This window comes from Agrobacterium sp. (assembly GCF_059499945.1).
The window spans coordinates 107,128-128,909 of the sequence record NZ_JCABZP010000019.1 but is presented as its reverse complement, the minus strand read 5'-3'; the positions used below and the strand labels follow the sequence as shown (position 1 = coordinate 128,909).

The window sequence follows — 21,782 nt, the reverse complement described above, 5'->3', positions numbered from 1 at the left end:
GACATGAATGAGCGCCCGGACGGTCTGAAGGATGACGGCTTGACCGATGACGGTCGGGTCGAGGAGGCCGCGCTGTGGGTGGCGCGCATGCAATCAAAAGATGCGACGGAAGCGGAGCGCGAGGCGTTTCATGTCTGGCTGCGGGCCGATGCCGCCCATGCTGCCGCCTATGAGGAAATGCAAAGCCTCTGGGGAGAACTCGGCGAGATCGATCTTGCGCCGGCCGAGCGGCAAAAACGCCGAGGGCCCCGCCGGGCGATGCTGGCGGGCCTGGCCGGTCTCTGCCTCATCGGGCTTGCGGCGCTGTTTGCGGAAAAAAGCGGATTAAAGGACCGCTGGCAGGCGGATTATTACACCGGCATCGGCGAAACGCGCGTGCTGGCGCTGGAAGACGGCAGCCGTATCAGCCTGAATACCGACACGGCAATTGCCGTCCATTATTCGCAAAAGGAACGGCGCATTACCCTTCTTCGCGGCGAGGCCTATTTTGATGTCGCGAAAAATCCGGAGCGCCCCTTCATCGTGGAGGATGGAGCGCTGACGGCAAAAGCGCTCGGCACGCATTATTCGGTCCGTACCGGCAATGGCGCACTGCCGCAGGAGGTGCAGGTGGAGGAAGGCCGGGTGGAGGTGACGACAGGGGCCGAGGTCGCCGTGCTCACGCCCGGAGAGGCCGTGACCCTTGGTGGCGACGGCAGGCTGGTGCGCGCCCGCAAGGATGTTGCCAACAGCATGGCATGGCGAGAGGGCAAGCTCGTCTTTTCCGGCCAGCCATTGCGTGAGGTTCTCGATATTCTCTCGCAATATCGCCGGGGTCGTATCGTCATTCTCGATGAGGCGGCGGCGAAACAGCGCGTTTCCGGCATTTTCGACCTGAAGGATACGGATCAGGCGCTCACCATTCTCGAAGAAAGCCTTCCCGTTTCGGTATCGCGGCTTTCCGGAATGCTGGTTTTCGTCCGCTCCAGATAAAAATAACTTTTTTGCGGCGCCGACGTCAGGAGGCGGCCCGCCTTTTCACTCTAGGCAATCAGGACCCGTTTCAGCGGGCGGCATGATCACGAGTGAGAGGGAATGACATGAATTTGGGCAAGCAGGCACGTGGCTGGTTCTGGCTGACGACGACGGCGATCATAGGCGGTATCGTCGCGGCAGGTCCGGGCGCCACGACCGCCAGCGCGCAGACACCGCCGGCCGCAAGCGGCGCATCCGCGACCGTCACCGTCTCCATTCCCGCGGGGCCGCTGGAAAACGCCATCCTCAGCTTTGGCCGCCAGGCCAATCTGCGCATGGTCTACCCCTCCGCGATCACCAGAGGCCGCAGCACGGCGGGCGTCAAGGGCACGCTCAGCGTATCGGCGGCCGTCAGCGGGCTTCTCTCCGGATCGGGGCTGAACTATGCGCTGGCCGGCGGCAATACGGTTCGCATTTTCGATCCCGCCGGCCAGACCGGTGAAGGCGGCGGTTCTGCCGCCGCCGGCAGCACCCTGCTTGCGCCAATCACCGTGCAGGGCACCGGCCTTGAAGGCGCCAGGGGCATCATCGAGAGCAATGGCTATGTCGGCAAATCCGGCCGCACCGCCACCAAGACCGATACGCCTGTTGCCGAAACCGCGCAGTCGATCACCACCGTCAGCCGCAAGCAGCTCGATGATCTGAAGCCGCAGAACCTCTCCGAAGCGCTGAACTACACGCCCGGCGCGCGCATCGGCCAATATGGCGCGGAACCGCGCTTCGACGCCTTCAAGGTGCGCGGCACCGATCTCAGCACCACAGGCATTTTCCGCGACGGCCTGCGGCAGGTCAGCAGTCAGAACGGCAGCGCCCGGCTTGAGCCCTATGGCGTGGAAGCGGTCTCCATCCTGCGCGGCCCAGCCGCCTCGATCTATGGCGCAAGCAGCTCCGGCGGCATTGTCGATATCATCTCGAAGCGCCCGACGGAGGAGACATTGCGCGAGGTGGAGCTGCAATATGGCTCCTACGGCCGCGTGCAGGGCGCTTTCGACCTTTCCGGCGCCGTCGATGACGAGAAGACCATGCTTTACCGCCTGACCGGCGTGGCCCGCGACGGACGCAACGAAATCAGCGCCATCAAGGACGACCGGCTGTTCATCGCGCCGGCCTTCACCTTCCAGCCGGATGCCGGCACCAAGCTGACACTGCTCGGCGAATATATGGACAGCACCACCGGCGGCACCTGGGGTTACATCAACAACTACGGCAGCGACGGCAAATCAATCGGCGCGACGCCGGTTTATGGCGGCGATTCCCGTTTTAATGACTTCGAGCAGAAACAATGGCGTGTTGGCTATGAGTTCGAGCACGAAATCAACGACAATGTCACCTTCTACAGCAAGGCGCGTTACTCCGCCCTTTCGGCCGACCAGCAATGGGTCTTCGCCAATTATCCCGGCATCACCATCGAGGATAATGAAGGCGTTTCCGCCGATAATTACCTGAAGACCGAATTCGACACCGGCCCGGCGAAACATACGCTGCTGACGGGTATCGACTTCAGCCACATGTCCTACACATCGAAACAGGGCAACGGCGCCAGCCCCTTCACCGACACCTTCACCTATGTGCCTGATGTGTCGCTGATACTGAAGCAGAGGATGAACACCCTCGGCATCTATGCGCAGGATCAGGTTGAAATCGATCGCTGGCGCCTGACGGCCGGCATCCGCCACGACTGGCTGGATACAGAATATCAGTCCCAGACCGTGGGTGCGGCAGCGGCTCCCACCTATGATGGCGATGAAACGAAAACGACGGGCCGAGCCAGCCTCGGTTATGTCTTCGACAGCGGCGTGATGCCCTACGTCAGCTACGGCACCTCCTTCGTCGCCAATCCGGGCGTCATCATCACCACGGGAACGGTCACCGGCCAGGCGCAGCCGACGGTCGGCAAGCAATATGAACTCGGCGTCAAATATGCCCTGCCGCAATATAACGCTTTGCTGAGCGCCGCCTTCTTCAATCTCGATCAGGACAATGCCACGGTCTACGAAACCTCGTCCGGCATCAACCTGCTACGGCAGCTCGACCTGCGCTCGCGCGGGGTGGAACTGGAAGCGACCGCCTCGCTCGACAATGGCTGGAGCCTCATCGGCTCCTACTCCTATAACGACGTCGAAATCACCAAGCTGACGTCGGAAACAGTTGGCAGGCAGCTCAATTCCTCGCCCTACCACACCTTCTCGCTCTGGGCCGATTATGAATTCCAGGGCGGCGCGCTGGAAGGCCTCGGCATCGGCGCGGGCCTGCGTTACGTGGGATCGAGCTTCGGCGACAACCAGCACACGCCCATTCTCGACAATGAATCCCGCACCTTCGTCGATGCCTCGCTGCGATACGATCTCGGCAAGGCCTTGCCCTCGCTGGAAGGTGTGAAGCTGCAGGTCAACGCCACCAACCTCCTCGATGAAGTCAAGCAGGTCTGCACCACGGGCTTCTGCTATTACGACGAGGGTCGCAAGATCGTCGGCAGCATCCGGTATCGTTTCTGATGCTGCAGCAGAACCCCCTCGCAGCAAAACCGTCACCCGCCGCCGTCTTCGTGGCGGTCGGCGGGCTTTATGTCGGCCAGAGCGTCATTGGCGGGCTGACCTTTCTCGGTCTGCCCGCAGTGCTCAGAACCGCTGGCCTGCCGCTGGACCAGATCGGCCTGCTTTATCTCGTCGTTCTGCCCTGGGCGCTGAAATTCCTCTGGTCGCCGCGTGTAGAGCGTTACCGCCTGCCGCCGGTCGGCAGGAACCGCTCGCGGATAATCGTCGGCGCGGGCATCGCCGCCTGCGCCTGCGGCCTCGCCATCCTCGCCTTCACCGGCCCTTCGCCAGTTTCCGTCGCAATCGTCATCCTGTCGGTGATCGCGCTGGTGACCGCGACGGTCGATATAGCCTGCGATGGTTATGCGGTCGAAACACTGGCGGCCGAACATCACGGCTGGGGCAATGCGGCGCAGGTGGGCGGCTCCTATCTCGGTTCGGCCATCGGCGCGGGCCTTTTTCTGGTGCTGGTGGAGCGGTCCGGCTGGACGAGCGCCACGCTTGTGATGGCCGGACTGGTCATCCTGCTTGCCCTGCCCTTCCTGTTCGGCCCGGCGGCAAAAACGGTGGTGCAGACGCGGGATCACCTGCCCTCCATCAGAAACGCGCTGAAGCGGCGCGAGGTGCGCACCGGCCTTCTGGTCGCGGCCGTTTATGTCGCCGCACAGAAATGGGGGCTCGCTATGCTCGGCCCGTTTCTGGTCGATTATGGCTTTGATCTAGCCACCATCGGCGCATTGAATGGTGTCGGCAGCATGATTATCGGTTTCGCCGGTGCGCTGCTCGGCGGCACGCTGGTCAGGCTTTACGGCGCATCGCGGGTGCTGCTCGTCGCCATCTTCGTACAGACGGCGCTGCTCTGCGTCTTCGCCTATTTCAGCGTCCATCGCGACGTTTCGCAATGGGTGGTCATGGCGGTTGCGGTAGCAAGCTCCTCGGGCATCATGTCCATCGGCTTTGTAGCGCTCTACGCCTGTTTCATGGGCTGGTCAGACCCACGGCAGGCCGGGGTCGACTTCACCCTCTTCCAGTGCATGGACGGCATCGTCAGCATGGCGGGCGGCCTGGGTGCCGGCGCGATTGCCGAAAAATTCGGCTATCAGGCCTCCTTCGCGCTTGCCGCCATCGTTTCCGTGCTCGCCGCACCCGTCATATTCCTGCTGATGCGGCGGCAGAATTCCTGAAACGAGACCCTTTCGGGCGCGGCGGGCATGACCGCGCCCGCACTGCCGCGCCCTATTCAACCACCACCGATAATGCCGAACCGGTATAGACCGGCCGCACTTTCACAGTGCCCGCATCTATCGACGTAAAGGTTCCGGTCAGATCGTTGGCGGAGATCACGTCGAGCCGCGTTCCCGCGGCCGGTGCAGCGCCATCGAAAACGAGCTTCAGCGTTGCGCCCTCAAGCACCGCATTGCCCCTGATCCGCAACGGAGCCTTTTCCGCATCAAGCATCAGCGTGCCGCCCGTCTGCATATAGTCACCGCCGATGACAACGTCTTTGCCTGCCCTGAGCGAAAGCGCGCCGCCGGTGACCAGCACATCGCCGGTTCCAAGCGCATCGGCAGACGACGCCACCAGCGTTCCCTCCCTCAAAATGGTACCGCCGCCATAGCTGTTATGGCCGCTGAGCGTCAGCGCCCCGCTGCCGGATTTGACGAGACGCCCTGCCCCGGCAATATCGTTCGTCCAGCGGTCTGCCGCATTGAACCCGCCGGCGGCGGCGTCCATGATCACTTCGACATCGCCGTCAAACGCGCCGTAGCCACCGGCAGCGGCCACCAGGTTGATGCGGCCCCAGCCATTGCTGTCATCAAGCAGCGGATAACCGGCCTCGATGCCGGTGGAAAATAACACCGCGCGCCGTTCTGTGGCATCGAGATAAGGCAGGCGCGTCTCCAGCAGGACTTCCGCGCCCTTCGGCACCACCATCGGCGCACCGCCCACGGCCTTGTCGCGGCTGAAGGAGAAAGTCATGCGCCGGCGATAATCCGCCCCGTTCTTGGCAGCATTATAAAAGCGGTCGGCATCCGGCCCTGCGCCATGGGCGAAATCGACGAGCGACTGTCCCTGCGGCAGGCGCTTAGTGAAATAGGCCTGCAAGGCTTCGTGCGCCGCCTTCTTCACCTCGGCATTTTTCGGATCCTGCAGCATGGCCGCAGCCATAGCGGTTGCCGTGATGCGCCCGCCGATCACGTCGAGCGGCGAATGCATGCCGGCGACGATACGGCTCTCGCCAAGTTCGGAGGCCGCCGTCAGCAATTCGGAAAAGCGCTCCGGCGCAGCATAGGCATAAGCGATGGCGGCGAGATAGGCGGCATTGGTGTGCCCGCTCGGGAAACCGCCATCCTTGCCGCGACCGCGGGTTTCACGCACATATTTCAGTGCCGGCACGATGACACCGGGATCGCTGTCATAGTTTTCGAATGAGCGGTCGCCGATCGTTTCCTTACCCGTCTCGATCACCTCGCCCTTGGCGTTCATGCGCCAGGGACGCGGTGAGGAATAGAAATATTTGGCCGGCGATGTCGTGCCTTCCGGACCGCGGATCACCTTCATGAAAGTGACGAAATCCTTCAGCTCGCTATCCGCCGCACCCGCCTCGGTGCCCTTGTCGTCCTCCTTGCGGGTGATGACCTCGTTCGGATCGAAATCCGCAGGCGTGTGATTGATCGTCGTCGTCGCACCCGCCCCTTCGCGATACCAGGCGGCAAGCGGGCCCAAGCCCTCGATGACGCTGTAGCCCTGCGAGCGTCGGTCGTTCATATAGGCTTCGAAAGCGGCGGCGCGCGTGCGGTTCTCGCCGGTCACGGACAGGACATAACGCATGTTTTCCTGCCAGACAGCGGGATCAACGATCTTCACATGGCTGAAATCCGCCGGGCCATCGCCATTGGCGCCGCCATCGGCCCATTTTTCATCGCCAAGCGTCCAGATGCGATTAAAACCGGAGAGGATTTCGATGATGGGATTGTCCCGGTCGTCATAGGCGCGGACGTCCTCGCCCTTCTCATTCTTGCCGGTCTGGTTGCGATAATTGTCGGCAAGCGGCAACGGATATGTCGCGGCCGGTTCCGGCACCGTGATGGCAAAACCCCGCCCCACCGGTTCGGCGGCATCGAAAGCCTGCGCGCCGGGAACAAAAACCAGCAAGGCGACCGAGGCGAGCAGGGTCGAGCGTGCGGAAAAGAAAGACGACTTCTTCAGTCTGGCCATGACGAATCCTATGATTTTCAGCGAGTGAAGCGTGACGAAAACAGGCGGCGCGACGTTCCGCGCGCCTCATCGTCAGGTTTAAACAAAGCATATTTCAGTTTTTCGATGGACCGACGGGAACGGCTCCTTGCGGCGGTTCCCTGGCGACGATGCGCCGCCTCCGCAAGGAAACGGCGGAATATGCCCGGAGTATCACTCCGGGCATATCGTTCGACAGCTTCTCCATTCCGCCAGAAGCGGATGGCCGTGCCGTTATTTCTTGACCGCGACAGCCTCGTTGATCTTGGCGACGTCATCCTCCAGAACCTTGTAGGTCTGGTCGAGCGTCAATTCACCGACGATGAGCTGGCTCATACGCTGCACGATCTGCTGATACATGGCGCTGCCGCCCTTGGCGCGTTCGAATTCACGCGCGGCCTGCGGCACGTTCTTCTTGTTGTCGAGGAAGACCTTCATCGCCGCCTTGGCGTTTTCGCTCTTCAGCTTGTATTGCGGATCGACGATCTCGGCACCCGTCAGGATGACATAGTTCTCGGCAATTTCCCGCTGCACCTTTTCGGAGCCGAGGAATTCGATGAAATGGGCGACATCCTCGGGATATTTGGTGCGCTTGAAGCCGACGATTGCGGTGCCGCCGGGCATGGCGTAGCAGCCGGCATCGCCGCAGGGCGCATTGATCGCGGTCCATTCGAAACCGTCGCCGATCTTGTTCTGGAACGGATTGACCATCCAGTTGCCGGCGAGATAGGTCACGACATTGCCGTTGACGAACTCGTCACCCATGTTCTTGTATTGGGAACCGCCGGCCGCACCCCACATCTCCTTCGGGAAACTGCCGTTCTGCGTCCATGAAAAGAGATCGGCGATGTATTTTTTCGCCGCATCATCAGGGAAGCTGAACTTGCCGTCCTTCACATAGGTCGAGCCGTAAGAGAAGGCGCCGCCGGAAAAGCGGTGGCCGGAACGGTCCATGGTGAAGGGGATCTGCACGCCGGTCGCCTTGGCGACGCGGGCGGACGCTTCCACGATCTCGCTGAACTTGGCGGTCGGGCCGGGCAAGGGTTCGCCGGCCTGCTCGAACAGCGTCTTGTTGACGAAAGGCAGGTTCAGCGTCTGCGACGCCATATAGCCGTTGATCGACTTCGGATCGTTGACATTGGGCAGGCGAAGCTGGTCGAGGCTGGAACCGTGTAGTTTCGCGAAGGCTTCCGCATCCTTCATGTAAGGCCGCATGTCGAGATAATAGGGCGCGAGCTGCCAGTCGGTGATCTTGGCGATATCGGGCCCCTCGCCCACCGCCAGCTGCACCGGCAGCTGCTTGGAAACCGCGTCGTAACCCGACGATACGAAATTGATCTTCACGCCGGGATTGGCCGTCTCGAACTCCTTGCTGAGTTCCGACATGCGCTGCACGTAACCCTGGTCGTCATCCGTAAAAAGGAACGTAATCGTGCGGGTCTCGGCCTGGGCCGTCGCAAGACCGGCGACGGAGGCCATTACGAGGGCGCTGACGCCCGAAAACAATTTCATCATGCTCATCCTCCCAATGAAAACATTTTCATAAATCGAATGGAAGCTCCTCTGCTTAATTCGATTTATGATGTTTTGCGACTTGACAGAATAAACGTCAAGCTGTTTGTTTTGGCGAAATCGCACAAATCGGCGCAGAAAAGCGAAAGCAGGTTTGTGAAAATAATTTCATTATAGATCGACGGGAGGCGATCCATTATGACGGATGGACCATTTGCGGCGAATGCGTCGCAGCCGACATATACCGTCACGGATGGCGAGACGGTGACCGCCTGGATCGTCTCCGATCTCGTGGAGACGTCGTTTCCCGGCATCGCAGCCCCCGCCGAAGACCGCGTGAACTATCGCTTCATCAATGGTTTCGTGGATGTGGGCGACCTGCCCTGCCGCAAGGCTTTCCAGGAAACCATGATCGGCCGCGATATTGCGCCCGACACCAGGTGGCCGGTGTCGCACCTCAACCTGCCAGGCTCCAACCGCCGCGTCGAATTCACCGGCTTCTGGCATGTTCCGACCCACGTACAGCGCTGGCTGAAGGGCACCTTCCGCAGCGAGACCGCAAGGAAGGCGCATTTCCGGCTGCGCACCTGCGGCGGCGTGCGCATCTGGGTGGGCGGCGTCGAACAGGTTCGTTTCGAACCCTTTATCCGCAATGTCGAAAGCAGCCGTGACATCACGCTCGATCTTGCGGTGGGCGATAACGAGGTGCTGCTGCTCTGCGAAGATCTGGCGGAGCGCGACATCATCTGGTTTTTCGAACTTGAGGTCATCGATTCGGTGCCGCTCACCGTCGTGCTGCCGGTGCCGCTCGACCGGGAGGAGACGAAGCGTCTGGCCGCACTGGTGCGCGACGTTCACCCGGCGCGGGATGTATTTTCCGGCACGCCTCTCGAACTGGTCTTCGGCGCGGCCCCGGCAAACGACCTGCCGGTGCATATTGCCGTCAAAAGCCATGGCCACGAGCGCGCCGCGCTTGCGGAAGTGGACACCGTGCTGAAGGCCGGGCAATCCGCGCTGACGATCCCCGGAACGTCGGGCATTCCGGACGGGTATCACGGCGTCAGGATCACGATGGGTTCGGGAGCGGGAACGGTCACCCGCGTCATCGACGCAGCTTTCATGCACGACATTGCGCCGGAAGCATCCAATGCCGATATCAACGAGCGCAAAAAGGCGGCCCTCTCCTTCAGCGCCCGCTTCGGCGCCTGGCGCATCGGCCGCGCGCTGGCGATGGTCGCCACCGGCAGCGATGACATCGAGACGATTGGCGGCATCGTTGATGCGACGCTGCATTCCATCGACAGGCGCGAAGACTGCTCCGATTTCGTGATGATCCCGCTGCTCTGGCTGGTGCGCGCCTATGGCGACCGGCTGCCGGCCGACATGCGGGCGCGGATCGATGCAACGATCCTCGGCTACCGTTACTGGGTGGACGAACCGGGCAATGACGTCATGTGGTTCTGGAGTGAGAACCATGTTCTCTGCTTCCATACCAGCCAGTTGCTGGCCGGCGACTATCTGCCGGATGCCCTTTTCACCGCGTCGGGCCGCTCCGGCCGGCAGCAGGCGGCGCTGGCCGCCGACCGTCTGGAGCGCTGGTTCGACAGCGTCGAGGCGCATGGCCTCGCCGAATGGAACTCCGCCGCCTACTACCCGGTGGATTTCATCGGCCTTCTTGCCATCGAACATTGGGCGGGGCCGGAACTTGCCGCCCGTGCCCGCCATCAGCTCGATCTCATTTTCGAGATGATCGCGTTGCACACACTCGGCGGCGTCCCTTCCGGTTCGCAAGGCAGAGCCTATGACAAGGAACTGCGCGCCGGGCCGCTGACGGAACTGGCGCCCTTTGCTGAGGTCGCCTTTGGCAAAGGCTGGCTCAATAATGGCGTCGCCTCGCTACCGATGTTCTGCTGCGGTGACTACCTGCCGCCGGCGCATCTTGCCACCCTCTCCCAGCTGGAAACCGGCCGTATGGTCGAGGCGCGTTATGCACAGGGGCTGGAGCCCGGCAAGCTTGTGCTGTTCAAGAACGAGGCCGCGCAGCTTTCCACCGTTGTCGACCACAAGACCGGCCGCAAGGGCCACCAGCAGCATGTCATGGACATCAAGCTTGCCGGCCATCCGATGGCGCGGCTCTGGGTCAATCATCCCGGTGAAGACGATCCGTGGGGCACGCAGCGCCCTTCCTATTGGGCGGGAAGCGGCATCCTGCCGCGTGTGGCGCAGCATCGCGATCTGGCCATGCTGATCTTCGACACGGACGATCACCGCAACGACTGGACCCATGCCTATCTCGGCCGCGACGGGCTGGACGAGGTGCTGATGGAGGGCAACTGGCTCATCACCCGTTCGGGCCGCGGTTTTGCCGCCCTTTACGCGACCAACGGACTTCAGCCCATCACCTCTGGCGCCACCGCAAACCGCGAGATCAGATCACCCGGCCGCCGCGCTGGCTGGGTGGGCGTCATCGGCTGCGGCGACAAGCAAGCCTTCGCCAGTTTCCGCGAGAAAATTCTCGCCACACAGGTCACCTTCAATGCCGAAAGCCGGCTGCTCTTGGTCACGCCGCCGGGCGGACCTGAGCTTACCCTGACCTGGGACGGCGCCTTCACCATCGGCGGTCAGGCCATGGCCTTCGACCATGACCAGCCGCAACCGCAAATCACCTTCGAAAGTGCCGATCCCGCCTCGGACGGCGCGGCGCGACCCTTCTACTCCTAAGCGGAATTGACAGATGAACCAGCCAAGCATGGAAAAAGACACTCTCAGGACGACGATCGACAATGTCGCCGCCGCCTTCAGCCGCCTCAAGGGCATTCAGGAAGGTCTGGTCAGCGGCAGTTCCGATGGCAAGATCCAGTTCGATGAATGGGACTGGGAAGTGGGTGTGGGCCTTTACGGTTTCCTGCGCCGGGCGCTGGCCGCCAACGACCAGAAGGCATTGGACGACCTCGTCACATGGTATGGCTGGCAGATCGAGCGTGGCCTGCCGCCGCGCCAGATCAACAGTTCCGCGCCGATGCTGCCGCTTGTCATCCTGACCGAACATGTCGACCGGCCGGATTTCCGTGCGCTGGTGGAAGACTGGGCCGACTGGCTGGTGCATGAATTGCCGAAAACCGAAGATGGCGGCTTCCAGCACGTCGTCAAGGAACGGCTGAATGAAGGCGAATTATGGGACGACACGCTGTTCATGGCCTGTCTGTTCCTCGCCCGCGCCGGCGTCGTCTGCAAACGCCAGGACTGGATCGACGAAGCGGTCTATCAGTTCATGATCCATACGCGTTATCTGTCGGACCCCGTCACCGGCCTCTGGTATCACGGCTGGACCTTCAACGGCCGCCATAATTTCGCTGACGCCTTCTGGGCGCGCGGCAATTCCTGGATCACCGTCGCCATTCCCGAACTCTTCGAACTGGTGCCGACGCTTGCCGGAAAGGACAAACGTTTCCTCGCCAATGTACTGGCGAGCCAGGTGCGGTCGCTCAGGCAATACCAGCGTGAGGACGGCATGTTCCACACGCTGCTCGACGATCCCACATCGCCGGTCGAGACATCGGCGACGGCAGGCATCGCCTACGGCATTCTGCGCGGCATCGAGGCCGGCATCCTCGGCGAAGAGAACCGGCCGCATGCGGAACGCGCGCTGAAGGCGGTGCTTGGCAATATCGACGATGAGGGCGTCGTCCACGGCGTTTCCGACGGTACGCCGATGGGTCATGATCTCGACTTCTACCGCCGCATTCCCAATCTGCCCACACCCTATGGGCAGGCGCTGACGATGCTGCTTTTGATCGACGTTTTTCTGAAAAGGCCGCAGGCATCATGAGCATGAACCAAGAAATCACAGCCGCAGCCGATGGCCGCGACGCCACTGCCGCCGTCCAGCAGGCAATAGACACCGTCTCGGCCGCAGGCGGCGGGCGTGTATCGCTCGCAGCCGGGCGCCATGTCAGCGGCGGCCTTGTTCTTAAAAGCGGCGTGGAACTGCACCTTGCCGAAGACGCGGTACTTGCACCCGTTTCCGATTACGAGGCCTATGCGGATACGACGGTTTCGGTCATCGCCGAGGATTCCAACCGCGGCATGCTCATCGCGAGCGGCGCGCACGACATCGCCGTCACCGGTCCCGGCCGCATCGAGGCTGGCGGTGAGAACTTCATCATCGGCGACGACAAGGCCATGGGCACCTATGTTCCAGCCAAAAAACGCCCGCGCGTGATGGTGCTGGAAGCCTGCCACAACGTGCGCCTTGAAAACCTCCACGTCAGCGCTTCACCCATGTGGACGCTGCATATGGTCGATTGCGAAGACCTCCATTTCCGCAATCTCCGCATCGAAAACGACCGCCGCCTGCCGAATACCGATGGCATCGTGCTGGATGCCTGCCGCCGCGCATTGATTGAGGACTGCTTTATCTCGACTGCCGATGACGGCATCTGCCTGAAGACCAGCGCCGGACCGGATGGCAAGGCGGTGGGGGTCTGCGCCGATATCACCGTTCGCCGTTGCACCGTTTCCAGCATGAGCTGCGCGCTGAAACTCGGCACGGAATCCTTCGGTGACTTCACCAATGTCGTGTTCGAGGATTGCAGCATCGTCCAGTCCAATCGCGGCGTCGGCCTTTTCTCCCGCGATGGCGGCGCGATGCGCAACATCCGCTTTTCACGGATTAAAGCCGAGTGCCACGAAACGCCGGGCGGCTTCTGGGGTTCGGGTGAAGCGGTCACCGTCACCGTTGTCGACCGTCGCCCCGAACGGCAGGCCGGCAGCGTGGACAATCTGGTCGTGGAAGACCTGAGCGGCTCGATGGAAGGCGCGATCAACCTCGTCGCCACCTCGAAGGCCGGCATTCACAATGTCCGGCTGGAGCGCATCACGCTTGCGCAGCAACCCGGCAAGCTCGGCACCGGCCTGCAATATGATCTGCGCCCCACCAATGCCGATATTGCGCCAAGCGCCGATGCGGCTGGCCGCGCCAATGCCTGGACGCAGGATGCGCAGGGCCGGATCGTCGGCATGGAGGATTATCCGGGCGGCATGCCCGCGATCTACCTTTCGGGCGTTCACGGGTTTTCGGCGCATGATGTCGCCATCAAAAGAGCGATGCCCTTGCCCGAGGGCTGGAACAGCCAAGAGATCGTCGCGACGACGGGCTCGAATGAAGGGAGCAGGTGATGGGAAGTCTGAAACTCGAAAACCTCAACAAGGCGTTCGGCGCCGTTCATGTGCTGCATGACGTCGATCTTCAGATCGAAAACGGCGAATTCGTCGTTTTCGTCGGCCCCTCGGGCTGCGGAAAATCGACGCTGCTACGCATCATCGCCGGTCTCGAGGATGTGACCTCTGGCACCATCGCCATCGGCAATCGCGATGTCAGCGCGCTTTCTCCCGCCGAGCGCAAGATCGCCATGGTGTTCCAGTCCTATGCGCTTTATCCGCATATGAGCGTGCGCAAGAACCTCGCCTTCGGTCTGGAAAACCTGCGCTTCAAGCGGGCGGAAATCGAAAATCGCATCAACGAGGCGGCGCGCATGCTCGCCATCGAGCCCTATCTCGACCGCAAGCCGAAACAGCTTTCCGGCGGCCAGCGCCAGCGCGTCGCCATCGGCCGCGCCATCGTGCGCGAGCCTGATATCTTCCTGTTCGACGAGCCGCTATCGAACCTCGATGCGGCGCTGCGCGTGCAGACCCGCGCCGAAATCACCCGCCTGCATCGCGATATCAAGACGACGATGATCTATGTCACCCATGATCAGGTGGAAGCCATGACCATGGCTGACAAGATCGTCGTGCTGCGCGCCGGGCGCATCGAGCAGGTGGGCAGCCCGCTCGAGCTTTTCGACAATCCGCGCAATCTCTTCGTCGCCGGTTTCCTTGGCTCGCCGCGCATGAACATGCTGAAGGGCGTCATCACCAAGGGCAGCGACGGCGGCATCGCCATCGACGCCGGCTACGGCGTGTCCCTGCCCTGCCTTGTCGATCCGGCAACCGTCAGTCCGGGACAGGCGGTTCTGGTGGGCATACGCCCCTCGCATTTCACCATCGGGGATGCCGGTCTGCCCTTCGAGGTGCAGTACCACGAAAGCCTCGGCACCGAGACCTATCTCTACGGCAATATCAAGGGTGAGAAGGAGCAGATCATCGTGCATCAGGCGGGCCATTTCGCGCCCGCTTCCGGCTCGGTGCTGAAGATCATGCCGGCGCGTGAGAAGGTGCATGTCTTCGATCCCGCCACCGAACTGGCGCTGCCGCGCCTCGCGAGCGAAGGAAGAGGGTAGCATGGCCAATCCGAAGCTCGCGAGACTGTCCGACCGTGCGCTCGACGCCGTGATGGCGATTGCCGAAGTGCCGCTCAACTTCATCGAGCGGCTGATCGGCAAGAGGCGCATGCCCTATATTTTCCTGATGCCGAACCTCGTTCTCTTCGGCATTTTCACCTTCCTGCCGATTGCGATTGCCGTCGGTTACGCCTTTACCGGCGGCACCGAACTTTTGATCACCGACCGCCCCTTCGTCGGTTTCGAGAATTTCGGCAAGCTGCTGGATTGCCAGAGCTATATGGACCCCGGAAGCTGCCGGGAATCCCTGTTCTGGACGGCGATCTGGAACACTTTGTGGTTCGTCGGCTTCAACGTCATCGCCACGCTGCTGGTCGCGCTCATCACCGCGCTCATCCTCAATCGGGCGATCGCCGCGCGCGGTTTCTTCCGCGCCATGTTTTTTTACCCGGTCCTGCTGTCGCCGGTCGTCATCGGCCTCATCTGGAAATGGTTCCTCGACCGCAACGGCCTGCTCAACGCCTTTTTCCAGATGCTGGGCGTGCCGCCGGAAATCTTCCTTCTCGATGTCGGCTGGTCGCGTTTCTTCGTCGTGGTGGTCTCTGTCTGGTTCCATATGGGCTTTTATACGCTCATCCTGCTGGCGGGCCTTCAGGCCATCCCGAAGGACCTCTATGAGGCCGCCGCCATCGACGCCGCTTCGCCCCGGCGCACGCTCTTCCGCATCACGCTTCCGCTGCTTGGTCCCAACCTGCTCGTCGTGCTCATCCTGTTGATGATCCGCTCGGTGCAGATCTTTGATGAAGCCTGGGTTTTGACCAATGGCGGCGGGCCGGGCACGGCAAATACATTCGTGGTGCAATATATCTACCAGATGGCCTTCGGCAGCGATCTGAGGCTGTTCGGTCTTGCATCCGCCGCATCGGTTCTCATGGGCCTTGTGCTTCTTGCGCTGACGCTCGTGCAATTGCGCCTTGGCAAAAAGATGGAGTCCTGACCATGTCCAACGCCGTCTCTTTCCTCACGCGCACCCGCCGCCCCGGCCGGATCGGCCTCACCGATATCCTCTCCTGGGTCTGGCTCATCGGCGGCACGCTTGCCGTCCTCATCCCGGTCGTCTGGGCCGCCATGTCTTCGCTGAAACCGGAAGCCGAGATCACGCGGTTTCCGCCGAGCCTTCTGCCGCGCGCCGCCGTGCAGGTGGAGGTGCAGGGTTACGACAAGCCGCTCAGCCTGTGGAAAGCCAGCATCGATGGCGTGGAACGGGAAATGGCCATGATCCGCCGCGTCGGCCTCAAAGCCCAGATGGTCGACCCGGCCAATCCCGGCCCGCCCGTCAGCGTCGACACGCGCGGAATAACGCCGGTTCAGAAACTGACCATTGCGACGGAGAACTTCACCGATCCGCTGACACAGTTCAGCTTCCTGACCTTCCTCAAGAACTCGGTCTTCGTTACCTTTGTCGCGACGGTTCTGACCTTGATCGTCAACGCCATGGCGGCCTTCGCGCTCTCGAAATACCGTTTCCGTGGCGAGAAGGCGATTTTCGTGCTGATCATCTCGACGCTGATGATCCCGCTCACCGTCGTCATGGTGCCGGCCTATCTTGTCATCGTCGGTGTCGGCCTCGTTGACAATCTCTGGGGCGTCATCATCCCCACCGTCGCAACGCCGACGGGCGTGTTCCTGCTCCGGCAATATATGCTGACCATCCCCGACGAGCTGATCGAGGCGGCGCGCGTCGATGCCGCCAGTGAATTCCGCATCTTCTGGCGCATCATCCTGCCGCTGACGGCCCCGGCGCTTGCGGTTCTCGCCATCTTTTCGGTGCTCTGGCGCTGGAATGACTTCCTCTGGCCGCTGATCGTTCTCAGCAGCCGCGAAAACTTCACGCTGCAGGTGGGCCTCAATGCCTTCCAGGGCGAGTTCTCGGTGCAATGGCACTATATTCTCGCCATGACCTTCCTCAGCCTGGCGCCGGTTACCGTCGTGTTCCTGTTCCTGCAGCGCTACATTACGACGGGCATTGCCGGCACGGGAATGAAATAAACCCTGACATCACTTGGGGGGCGGTGCGATGCTGCCCCTCAACACCAGCCGACAACCGAGCTCGAGCCGGTGCGCCGGACGTGTCGGATCGGCCGCCATAAGCCGCTGCTCCAGCAGCGCAAGCGCCGCACCGCCCAGCCTGTCAGCGGGCAACTGGATGGTGCTGAGCGGTGGCGCACTGAAGGCTGCCGGCATGATATCGTCAAACCCCAGCACCGAGATATCGTCCGGCACCCGAATTCCTGCCTCCGTCAGTGCCTTCAGACAGCCGAGCGCCAGATTGTCGGCGGCGCAGAAAATGGCGGTGGCGTTTCTGAGCGGCTTGTCTTCGGCCAGCAGACGGCGGATGGCGGCTTCCCCCCATTCGGGCTCGTAACTTTCCACCTCGATGACCATATCGGCGGGAACTGTCAGGCCCGCCGCAAGAAAGGCGTCGCTATAACCGTCATAACGGCGGCGGATCGTCGTGCGGCCCTTCCAGGTAATGTGCAGAATATTGCGATGCCCGAGCGACAGCAGATGCTCGATACCAAGCCGCGCGCCAAAACGGTTCTCGGCCGTCACCGTATCGACGATCATGGCCGGATCCTCGCCATTGATGAGAACCACCGGCCGCGAAAGCGCCGACAGCGCCTCGACCAGCTGCGGCCTGTCATCGTTCAGGATCACGATGCCATCGACATTGTCTGCGTCCGCCGCCGCTGCCACCAAGGCGGGATCGAGCCGGCTCGTCGCGCTCACATAGGGAACGATACGAATGCCGCGCCGCTCGCATTCGCGCCGGAAGCCGTTCAGCATCGTCCAGCTGACCATGTTAAGATCGCTCTGCGGTGCCGCATCATTGGTCATGGCGAGCAACACGACGCGCAGGGTGGCGATCGTCGCCTTCTGCCTGCGGTTTTCGAGATAACCGAGCGCTCGGGCCGCCTCCAGCACCCGCTCGCGGACCTGCGTGGTCAAGGGTGCGGTGCCGTTGATGGCGTGCGACGCCGTGCTCAGCGAAACATTCGCTTCCCGCGCCACGTCCTTAAGCGTCGTTTTCCTATCCGCTTTCATATAGGGAAAATTCAACCACTCTTCTTCAGACGGTGCGGGCAGAAAGCCTGCCTCGCGCAGTCGATCTGAAGAATACCCGTGCCTGTTTACTACTCTCTCGTCAGCGGAAGACTACAGCATCATCCGTAAATGCGGAATTGATTTCTCTGGGTTTTTACCGATCGTTTAGCCCCGGAAACGCCGCCCGCAGCAAACCGCGGGCGGCAAGGCGGTCAAAGCGCCCGGGAGATATGGTCGATGCTATCCTTCAAGGCAGCGACCGGGTTCTTTAGCTCGTGCACTTCCGCCGCAAAGGGCTCGAAACTGTAAGGCCCCCTGTAACCGGCCGCCTCAAGCGTTCTGATCTGGGCAATATTTTCCAGCCGGTCGCCGCCATCCACCAGTACACGGTGGGCGTCCAGCATACCGGCGACGGAGACGGCGGGGTCGGTAACGCCGGAAATATGCACGAGGCCGGTACGTTCGGGGAAGAACTCTGTCTCGCCCGCAAGATGATGGTGGAAGGTGTCGTGCACCAGCCTGTAGACATCACCGCCGCCTGCCGCGTCGATGGCCTTGATGGCCTCGGCCTTGGTGCGCAACGACGAGACAGGAAAACCGAGCGGCTCGACAAGGCCGGTCAGTCCACGTTCCTCAAGGATCGGCTTCATGGCCTTCAGCGCCGTGACGAGATCGTCAAAAGACACCGCCGTGCCGTCGTTGAGCGGGCACATGACCAGCGCCTTCGCACCGCTTGCCGCTGCATAGTCCGCCATGGCAACAGCCCGTGCAGGTAGGTCGCCCGACCAGACGTTGAAGGGATAAAGCGCGTTGATCGAGATGATCGTCACGCCGGCCTTTTCGGCCGCCGCCTTCACGGCAGCCGGCTCCACCGTGCCGACGATGTCGGGCAGGTCGTTGCGGATTTCAACTTCGGTGAGGCCGAGTTCGCGGGCTGTCGCGAAGAATTCCTCAAGGGAGAGCTTCGGCGCGGTGATGTGATTGATGGCAAAACGCATGAAAGACCTCACTGATAAAGGGCGGGGCGCGTGGGAAGCTTAATTGCGACGGCTGCTCCGTCGGTCTCCTGCGCAGCGACGCAGGCGTCGGCGGTGATGGCGGCCACATAGCCATCCCAGGAGCTGGGCCCCGATGCCGTGCCCTTTACCGCCGCATGGATGAAGTCCTGCAATTCGACATCGTAACTGGCGATGAAGCGATCCTTCCAGTCGGTCAGGATGTCGTTCTGCAGTTTGGCGCCAAGCCGTGTCTGCACCGACATCGGCTCCGGCAGGCTGGCAATACCGTCCTCACCCACCACCTGGCACTGGATATCGTAGCCGTAATGGCAATTGACGAAGATTTCGACGTCGATGATCGTGCCCTTCGCCGTCTCCAGAATGACGATCTGCGGGTCTTTCAGCCGCGCATGGCTTCTGGCCGCCGAGCGGGGAAAGAGAACTCGCGCCGAAACATAGTCATCATCAAGCAGCCAGCGCAGCACGTCGATCTCATGGATCATCGTGTCGTGGATCGCCATCGGGGTCACATATTGCTCCGGAACCGCCGGGTTGCGGTGGGCGGCATGCACCATGATCGGCGCGCCGATCCTGCTGTCGACGGCCTGTTTCAGCGCGACATAACCGGCGTCATAACGGCGCATGAAGCCCACCTGAACCAGCCGTCTGCCATGGGCCACCTCGGCATCGACGATGCGTCTTGCACCTTCCGCCGTTGTCGCCAGCGGCTTTTCGCAAAAGCAGGGCTTGCCGGCGGCGATTGCCGCCAGCACATATTGCTCATGCGTCGCGCCCCAGGAGGTGACGAGCACGGCATCCACATCGGGTGAGGCGATCAGCTCCTCGCCGGTGGCGAAGATTTCCGCATCCGGGGCGATGTCATTGCGCACCGCTTCTGCCGATCCATGATTGACATCGCTCAGCGCGACGACCTTTGCGCCGCCGAGGACCTTGTTGATGCGGCGGGCATGGTCGCGGCCGATGGCGCCGGTGCCGATGACACCAATTCTCACAGTCATTTTCAAAACCTCACTTCCGGTATTTTTCGATGTAATTGTTGATCTCAGCACACATGAACCGGCCCGACTCATCCGCCCTGTCCTCCCAGGCGAAGACGCAGGAGGTCATGATGCCGTCGAAACCGATTTCGGAGAGCGTGCCGAAGAAGTCGTCCCACGGCACTTCGCCCTGGCCGATATTCAGATGCTGATGCACTCGCGCCTGCGTGCCGGGCGGGTTGAGAATGTAGCGAAGCCCGGAACTGGCCTTGTGGTTGAAGGTATCGCCAACATGCACATGCGCCAGCACATCCTTGGCTTCCCGCAGCATCGCCTTGGTGTCGTCACCGAAATAGAAGGTATGCGGCGCGCAATAGAGGAATTTGACGTTTTTCGAATTGACGGTGCGGATGATGTCGAGCGCCGGCTGCAGCGTCTCGCACCAGTCTTCCGGATGCGGTTCGACATGCAGGCTGATGCCTTCGCGTTCGAAGATCGGCACCAGCTCTTCCATCGAGCGCCACCAGGCGTCCTCGCAGGCCTCGATCATCGAGCCGGTATGGCAGCAATAACAGGAGCCCTTGTCGGGATGCGGTCCACGGCCGAATTCGGAGTTCATCGTGTCGACCTCCAGTTCGATGGCGATCTCGATGGCGCGTTTCCAGTGTTTGACCGCCGCCTGCCGTTCGGTCTCGTCATTGGAGGCCCAGCGATACATTGGCAGCAGCGAGGCGATGCCGACATCGGCCTCCTTCAAAGCCTTCTTGAAGGACCGGATGCGCTCGGGAAACACACGCGGCGTCTTGAACCATTCGAGGAAATCGGCGCGCGGGCTGAGCTCGATCCAGTCGAAGCCGAGTTCCTTTACTTTGGCCGGGAGGGCTTCGAGGCTGCTAAAACGGTGCATGTGGGGGTCGATGGCGATGCGCATATACGCTTCCTTCTCTTATTGTCTGTCGAAAGGCCCTTGCGGGCCGGTTATGCGAGGCCGCGGTCCGGGAGAGGAGACCGCGGCCTTTGGCCAGCTTTTTCGTGGGCGGCCATGTTTGTGCTCTGCTGACGGCATTCGGTCAGCATTCCGGCCAAAACTCCGGTTCAGTTCCGGGCCTGATAGTCCCCGAGGTTTTCGGGCATCACCAGTTCGAAGGGCACCCAGAGGGTCTTTTCGACTTTTTCACCGGCAGCGGCTTTCACCGCCGTCTGAACGGATACTTCGCCCTGCTTCGTCGCGTTCTGGTAGACGGTGATATCGAGATCGCCCGCCTGCATGGCGGCGAGGCCGTCAGGCGTGGCGTCGATGCCGGCGATGACGACATCCTTCATGGAAACGCCCGCCGCCTTCAGCGCCTGCACGGCGCCGATCGCCATTTCATCATTGTTGGCGATGACGGCATCAAACTGCACACCCGCCGTCAGCCAGGAAGAGACGAGATCCTGCGCCTGCGTGCGGCTCCAGTTCGCCGTCTGCTTTTCGAGGATGTCGATCTTGCAGTCCGGCCGGGAAAACACCGTTTCCACATCCATGGTGCGCACCAGCGCCGCATGGTTTTCCAATGGTCCCATCAGGATGACGGCCTTGCCCTTGCCGCCCATCAGCTTGCAGGCCGCTTCCGCCTCCATGGTGCCGGAATCGAGTTCGTTGGAGCCGACAAAGGCAGCACCATCAGGCAGGCCGGTCTCCAGTTCGGCTGGCGGATGATTGACATAAACGAGAGGGATTTTTGCGGCGGACGCGGCTTTGGTGATCGCGGCCGTGGCGTCACCGTCAACGGCATTGACGATGATCGCGTCGACGCCATTGGCGATAAAATTCTGCACCTGATTGAGCTGCTTCGAGGGATCAAGCTGGGCGTCTTCCACCAGAAGCTCGATATTTTTATCGCGCCCGGCCTCGGCCCTGATGCCGTTAAGCAGGATCGTCAGAAACGGGTTGTCGAAAGACGTCATGGAGACCGCGACGCGAGTCTCGGCAAGGGCCGGCGTCGCGAAGATGCAGAGCGCCGTCGCCATCAGTAATTTTTTCAAGGTTTCCTCCCGCGGAAATCGCCGCTGGTTGCATCATTCTGTGTCGCCGGAGCCGACCATTCCGCCGGCTCCGGCGCG

16 protein-coding genes are annotated in these 21,782 nt (G+C 61.7%); 9 read left to right on the top strand and 7 right to left on the bottom strand.

The features are described from left to right. The first annotated feature begins 3 nt into the window (after positions 1-3). The 3 genes from AC5I5B_RS22110 to AC5I5B_RS22100 all read left to right on the top strand — a co-directional run bounded on the left by AC5I5B_RS22110 (position 4) and on the right by AC5I5B_RS22100 (position 4,732). Positions 4-972 carry a FecR family protein gene (locus tag AC5I5B_RS22110; RefSeq protein ID WP_060727277.1) on the top strand — a complete coding sequence of 323 codons (969 nt, stop codon included), beginning with the start codon at positions 4-6 and terminating at the stop codon, positions 970-972. Positions 973-1,079: 107 nt separating this feature from the next. After that, positions 1,080-3,509 carry a TonB-dependent siderophore receptor gene (locus AC5I5B_RS22105; RefSeq protein WP_087746833.1) on the top strand — a complete coding sequence of 810 codons (2,430 nt, stop codon included), beginning with the start codon at positions 1,080-1,082 and terminating at the stop codon, positions 3,507-3,509. Further along, positions 3,509-4,732, top strand: a complete 1,224-nt coding sequence (locus tag AC5I5B_RS22100; RefSeq protein WP_495752842.1) for an MFS transporter — start codon at positions 3,509-3,511, stop codon at positions 4,730-4,732. Before AC5I5B_RS22105 ends, AC5I5B_RS22100 begins: the two co-directional genes overlap by 1 nt. Positions 4,733-4,784: 52 nt before the next feature. Here the strand turns inward: AC5I5B_RS22100 and AC5I5B_RS22095 are convergent, their stop codons facing one another. Together AC5I5B_RS22095 and AC5I5B_RS22090 are read right to left on the bottom strand one after the other, a co-directional pair. Beyond that, complete coding sequence (locus AC5I5B_RS22095; protein ID WP_495752841.1) at positions 4,785-6,767, bottom strand: phosphatase PAP2 family protein; 1,983 nt, start codon at positions 6,765-6,767, stop codon at positions 4,785-4,787. A 252-nt stretch (positions 6,768-7,019) separates the two neighbouring features. Next, on the bottom strand, positions 7,020-8,300 hold the full coding sequence (locus AC5I5B_RS22090; protein WP_003505538.1) for an ABC transporter substrate-binding protein: 1,281 nt from the start codon (positions 8,298-8,300) through the stop codon (positions 7,020-7,022). Between the two features lie 195 nt (positions 8,301-8,495). On the opposite strand from AC5I5B_RS22090, the gene AC5I5B_RS22085 reads away from it, so the two are divergent. The 6 genes from AC5I5B_RS22085 to AC5I5B_RS22060 are packed head-to-tail and all read left to right on the top strand — an operon-like array spanning position 8,496 to position 16,627. Next, positions 8,496-11,018 (top strand): hypothetical protein, encoded by a 2,523-nt coding sequence (locus AC5I5B_RS22085; RefSeq protein WP_174055160.1) that lies wholly within the window; start codon positions 8,496-8,498, stop codon positions 11,016-11,018. A gap of 13 nt (positions 11,019-11,031) precedes the next feature. Then, a complete protein-coding gene (gene bglB / locus AC5I5B_RS22080; protein WP_080864491.1) occupies positions 11,032-12,126 on the top strand; it encodes a beta-galactosidase BglB in 1,095 nt (364 codons plus the stop codon). Beyond that, a complete protein-coding gene (pglB, locus tag AC5I5B_RS22075; RefSeq protein ID WP_174055161.1) occupies positions 12,123-13,475 on the top strand; it encodes a polygalacturonase PglB in 1,353 nt (450 codons plus the stop codon). The genes bglB and pglB overlap by 4 nt, the downstream gene beginning before the upstream one ends. Then, positions 13,475-14,578, top strand: coding sequence for an ABC transporter ATP-binding protein (locus tag AC5I5B_RS22070; protein ID WP_174055162.1), 1,104 nt, complete (start codon positions 13,475-13,477; stop codon positions 14,576-14,578). The genes pglB and AC5I5B_RS22070 overlap by 1 nt, the downstream gene beginning before the upstream one ends. Position 14,579: 1 nt before the next feature. Then, on the top strand, positions 14,580-15,575 hold the full coding sequence (locus AC5I5B_RS22065; protein ID WP_060725525.1) for a carbohydrate ABC transporter permease: 996 nt from the start codon (positions 14,580-14,582) through the stop codon (positions 15,573-15,575). A 2-nt stretch (positions 15,576-15,577) separates the two neighbouring features. Beyond that, entirely contained in the window at positions 15,578-16,627 is a 1,050-nt protein-coding gene (locus tag AC5I5B_RS22060; RefSeq protein WP_003505529.1) for a carbohydrate ABC transporter permease, read from the top strand. Between the two features lie 9 nt (positions 16,628-16,636). On the opposite strand, the gene AC5I5B_RS22055 is transcribed toward AC5I5B_RS22060, so the two are convergent. The 5 genes from AC5I5B_RS22055 to AC5I5B_RS22035 form a co-directional block, all read right to left on the bottom strand. Continuing rightward, complete coding sequence (locus AC5I5B_RS22055) at positions 16,637-17,683, bottom strand: LacI family DNA-binding transcriptional regulator (protein ID WP_174055163.1); 1,047 nt, start codon at positions 17,681-17,683, stop codon at positions 16,637-16,639. Positions 17,684-17,895: 212 nt separating this feature from the next. Continuing rightward, complete coding sequence (locus tag AC5I5B_RS22050) at positions 17,896-18,681, bottom strand: TIM barrel protein (RefSeq protein WP_174055164.1); 786 nt, start codon at positions 18,679-18,681, stop codon at positions 17,896-17,898. Between the two features lie 8 nt (positions 18,682-18,689). Further along, a complete protein-coding gene (locus AC5I5B_RS22045) occupies positions 18,690-19,700 on the bottom strand; it encodes a Gfo/Idh/MocA family protein (protein WP_003505525.1) in 1,011 nt (336 codons plus the stop codon). 10 nt (positions 19,701-19,710) lie between these two features. Next, complete coding sequence (locus AC5I5B_RS22040) at positions 19,711-20,610, bottom strand: sugar phosphate isomerase/epimerase family protein (RefSeq protein WP_495752840.1); 900 nt, start codon at positions 20,608-20,610, stop codon at positions 19,711-19,713. A 164-nt stretch (positions 20,611-20,774) separates the two neighbouring features. After that, a complete protein-coding gene (locus AC5I5B_RS22035) occupies positions 20,775-21,704 on the bottom strand; it encodes a substrate-binding domain-containing protein (protein ID WP_495752839.1) in 930 nt (309 codons plus the stop codon). Positions 21,705-21,782 lie beyond the last annotated feature (78 nt).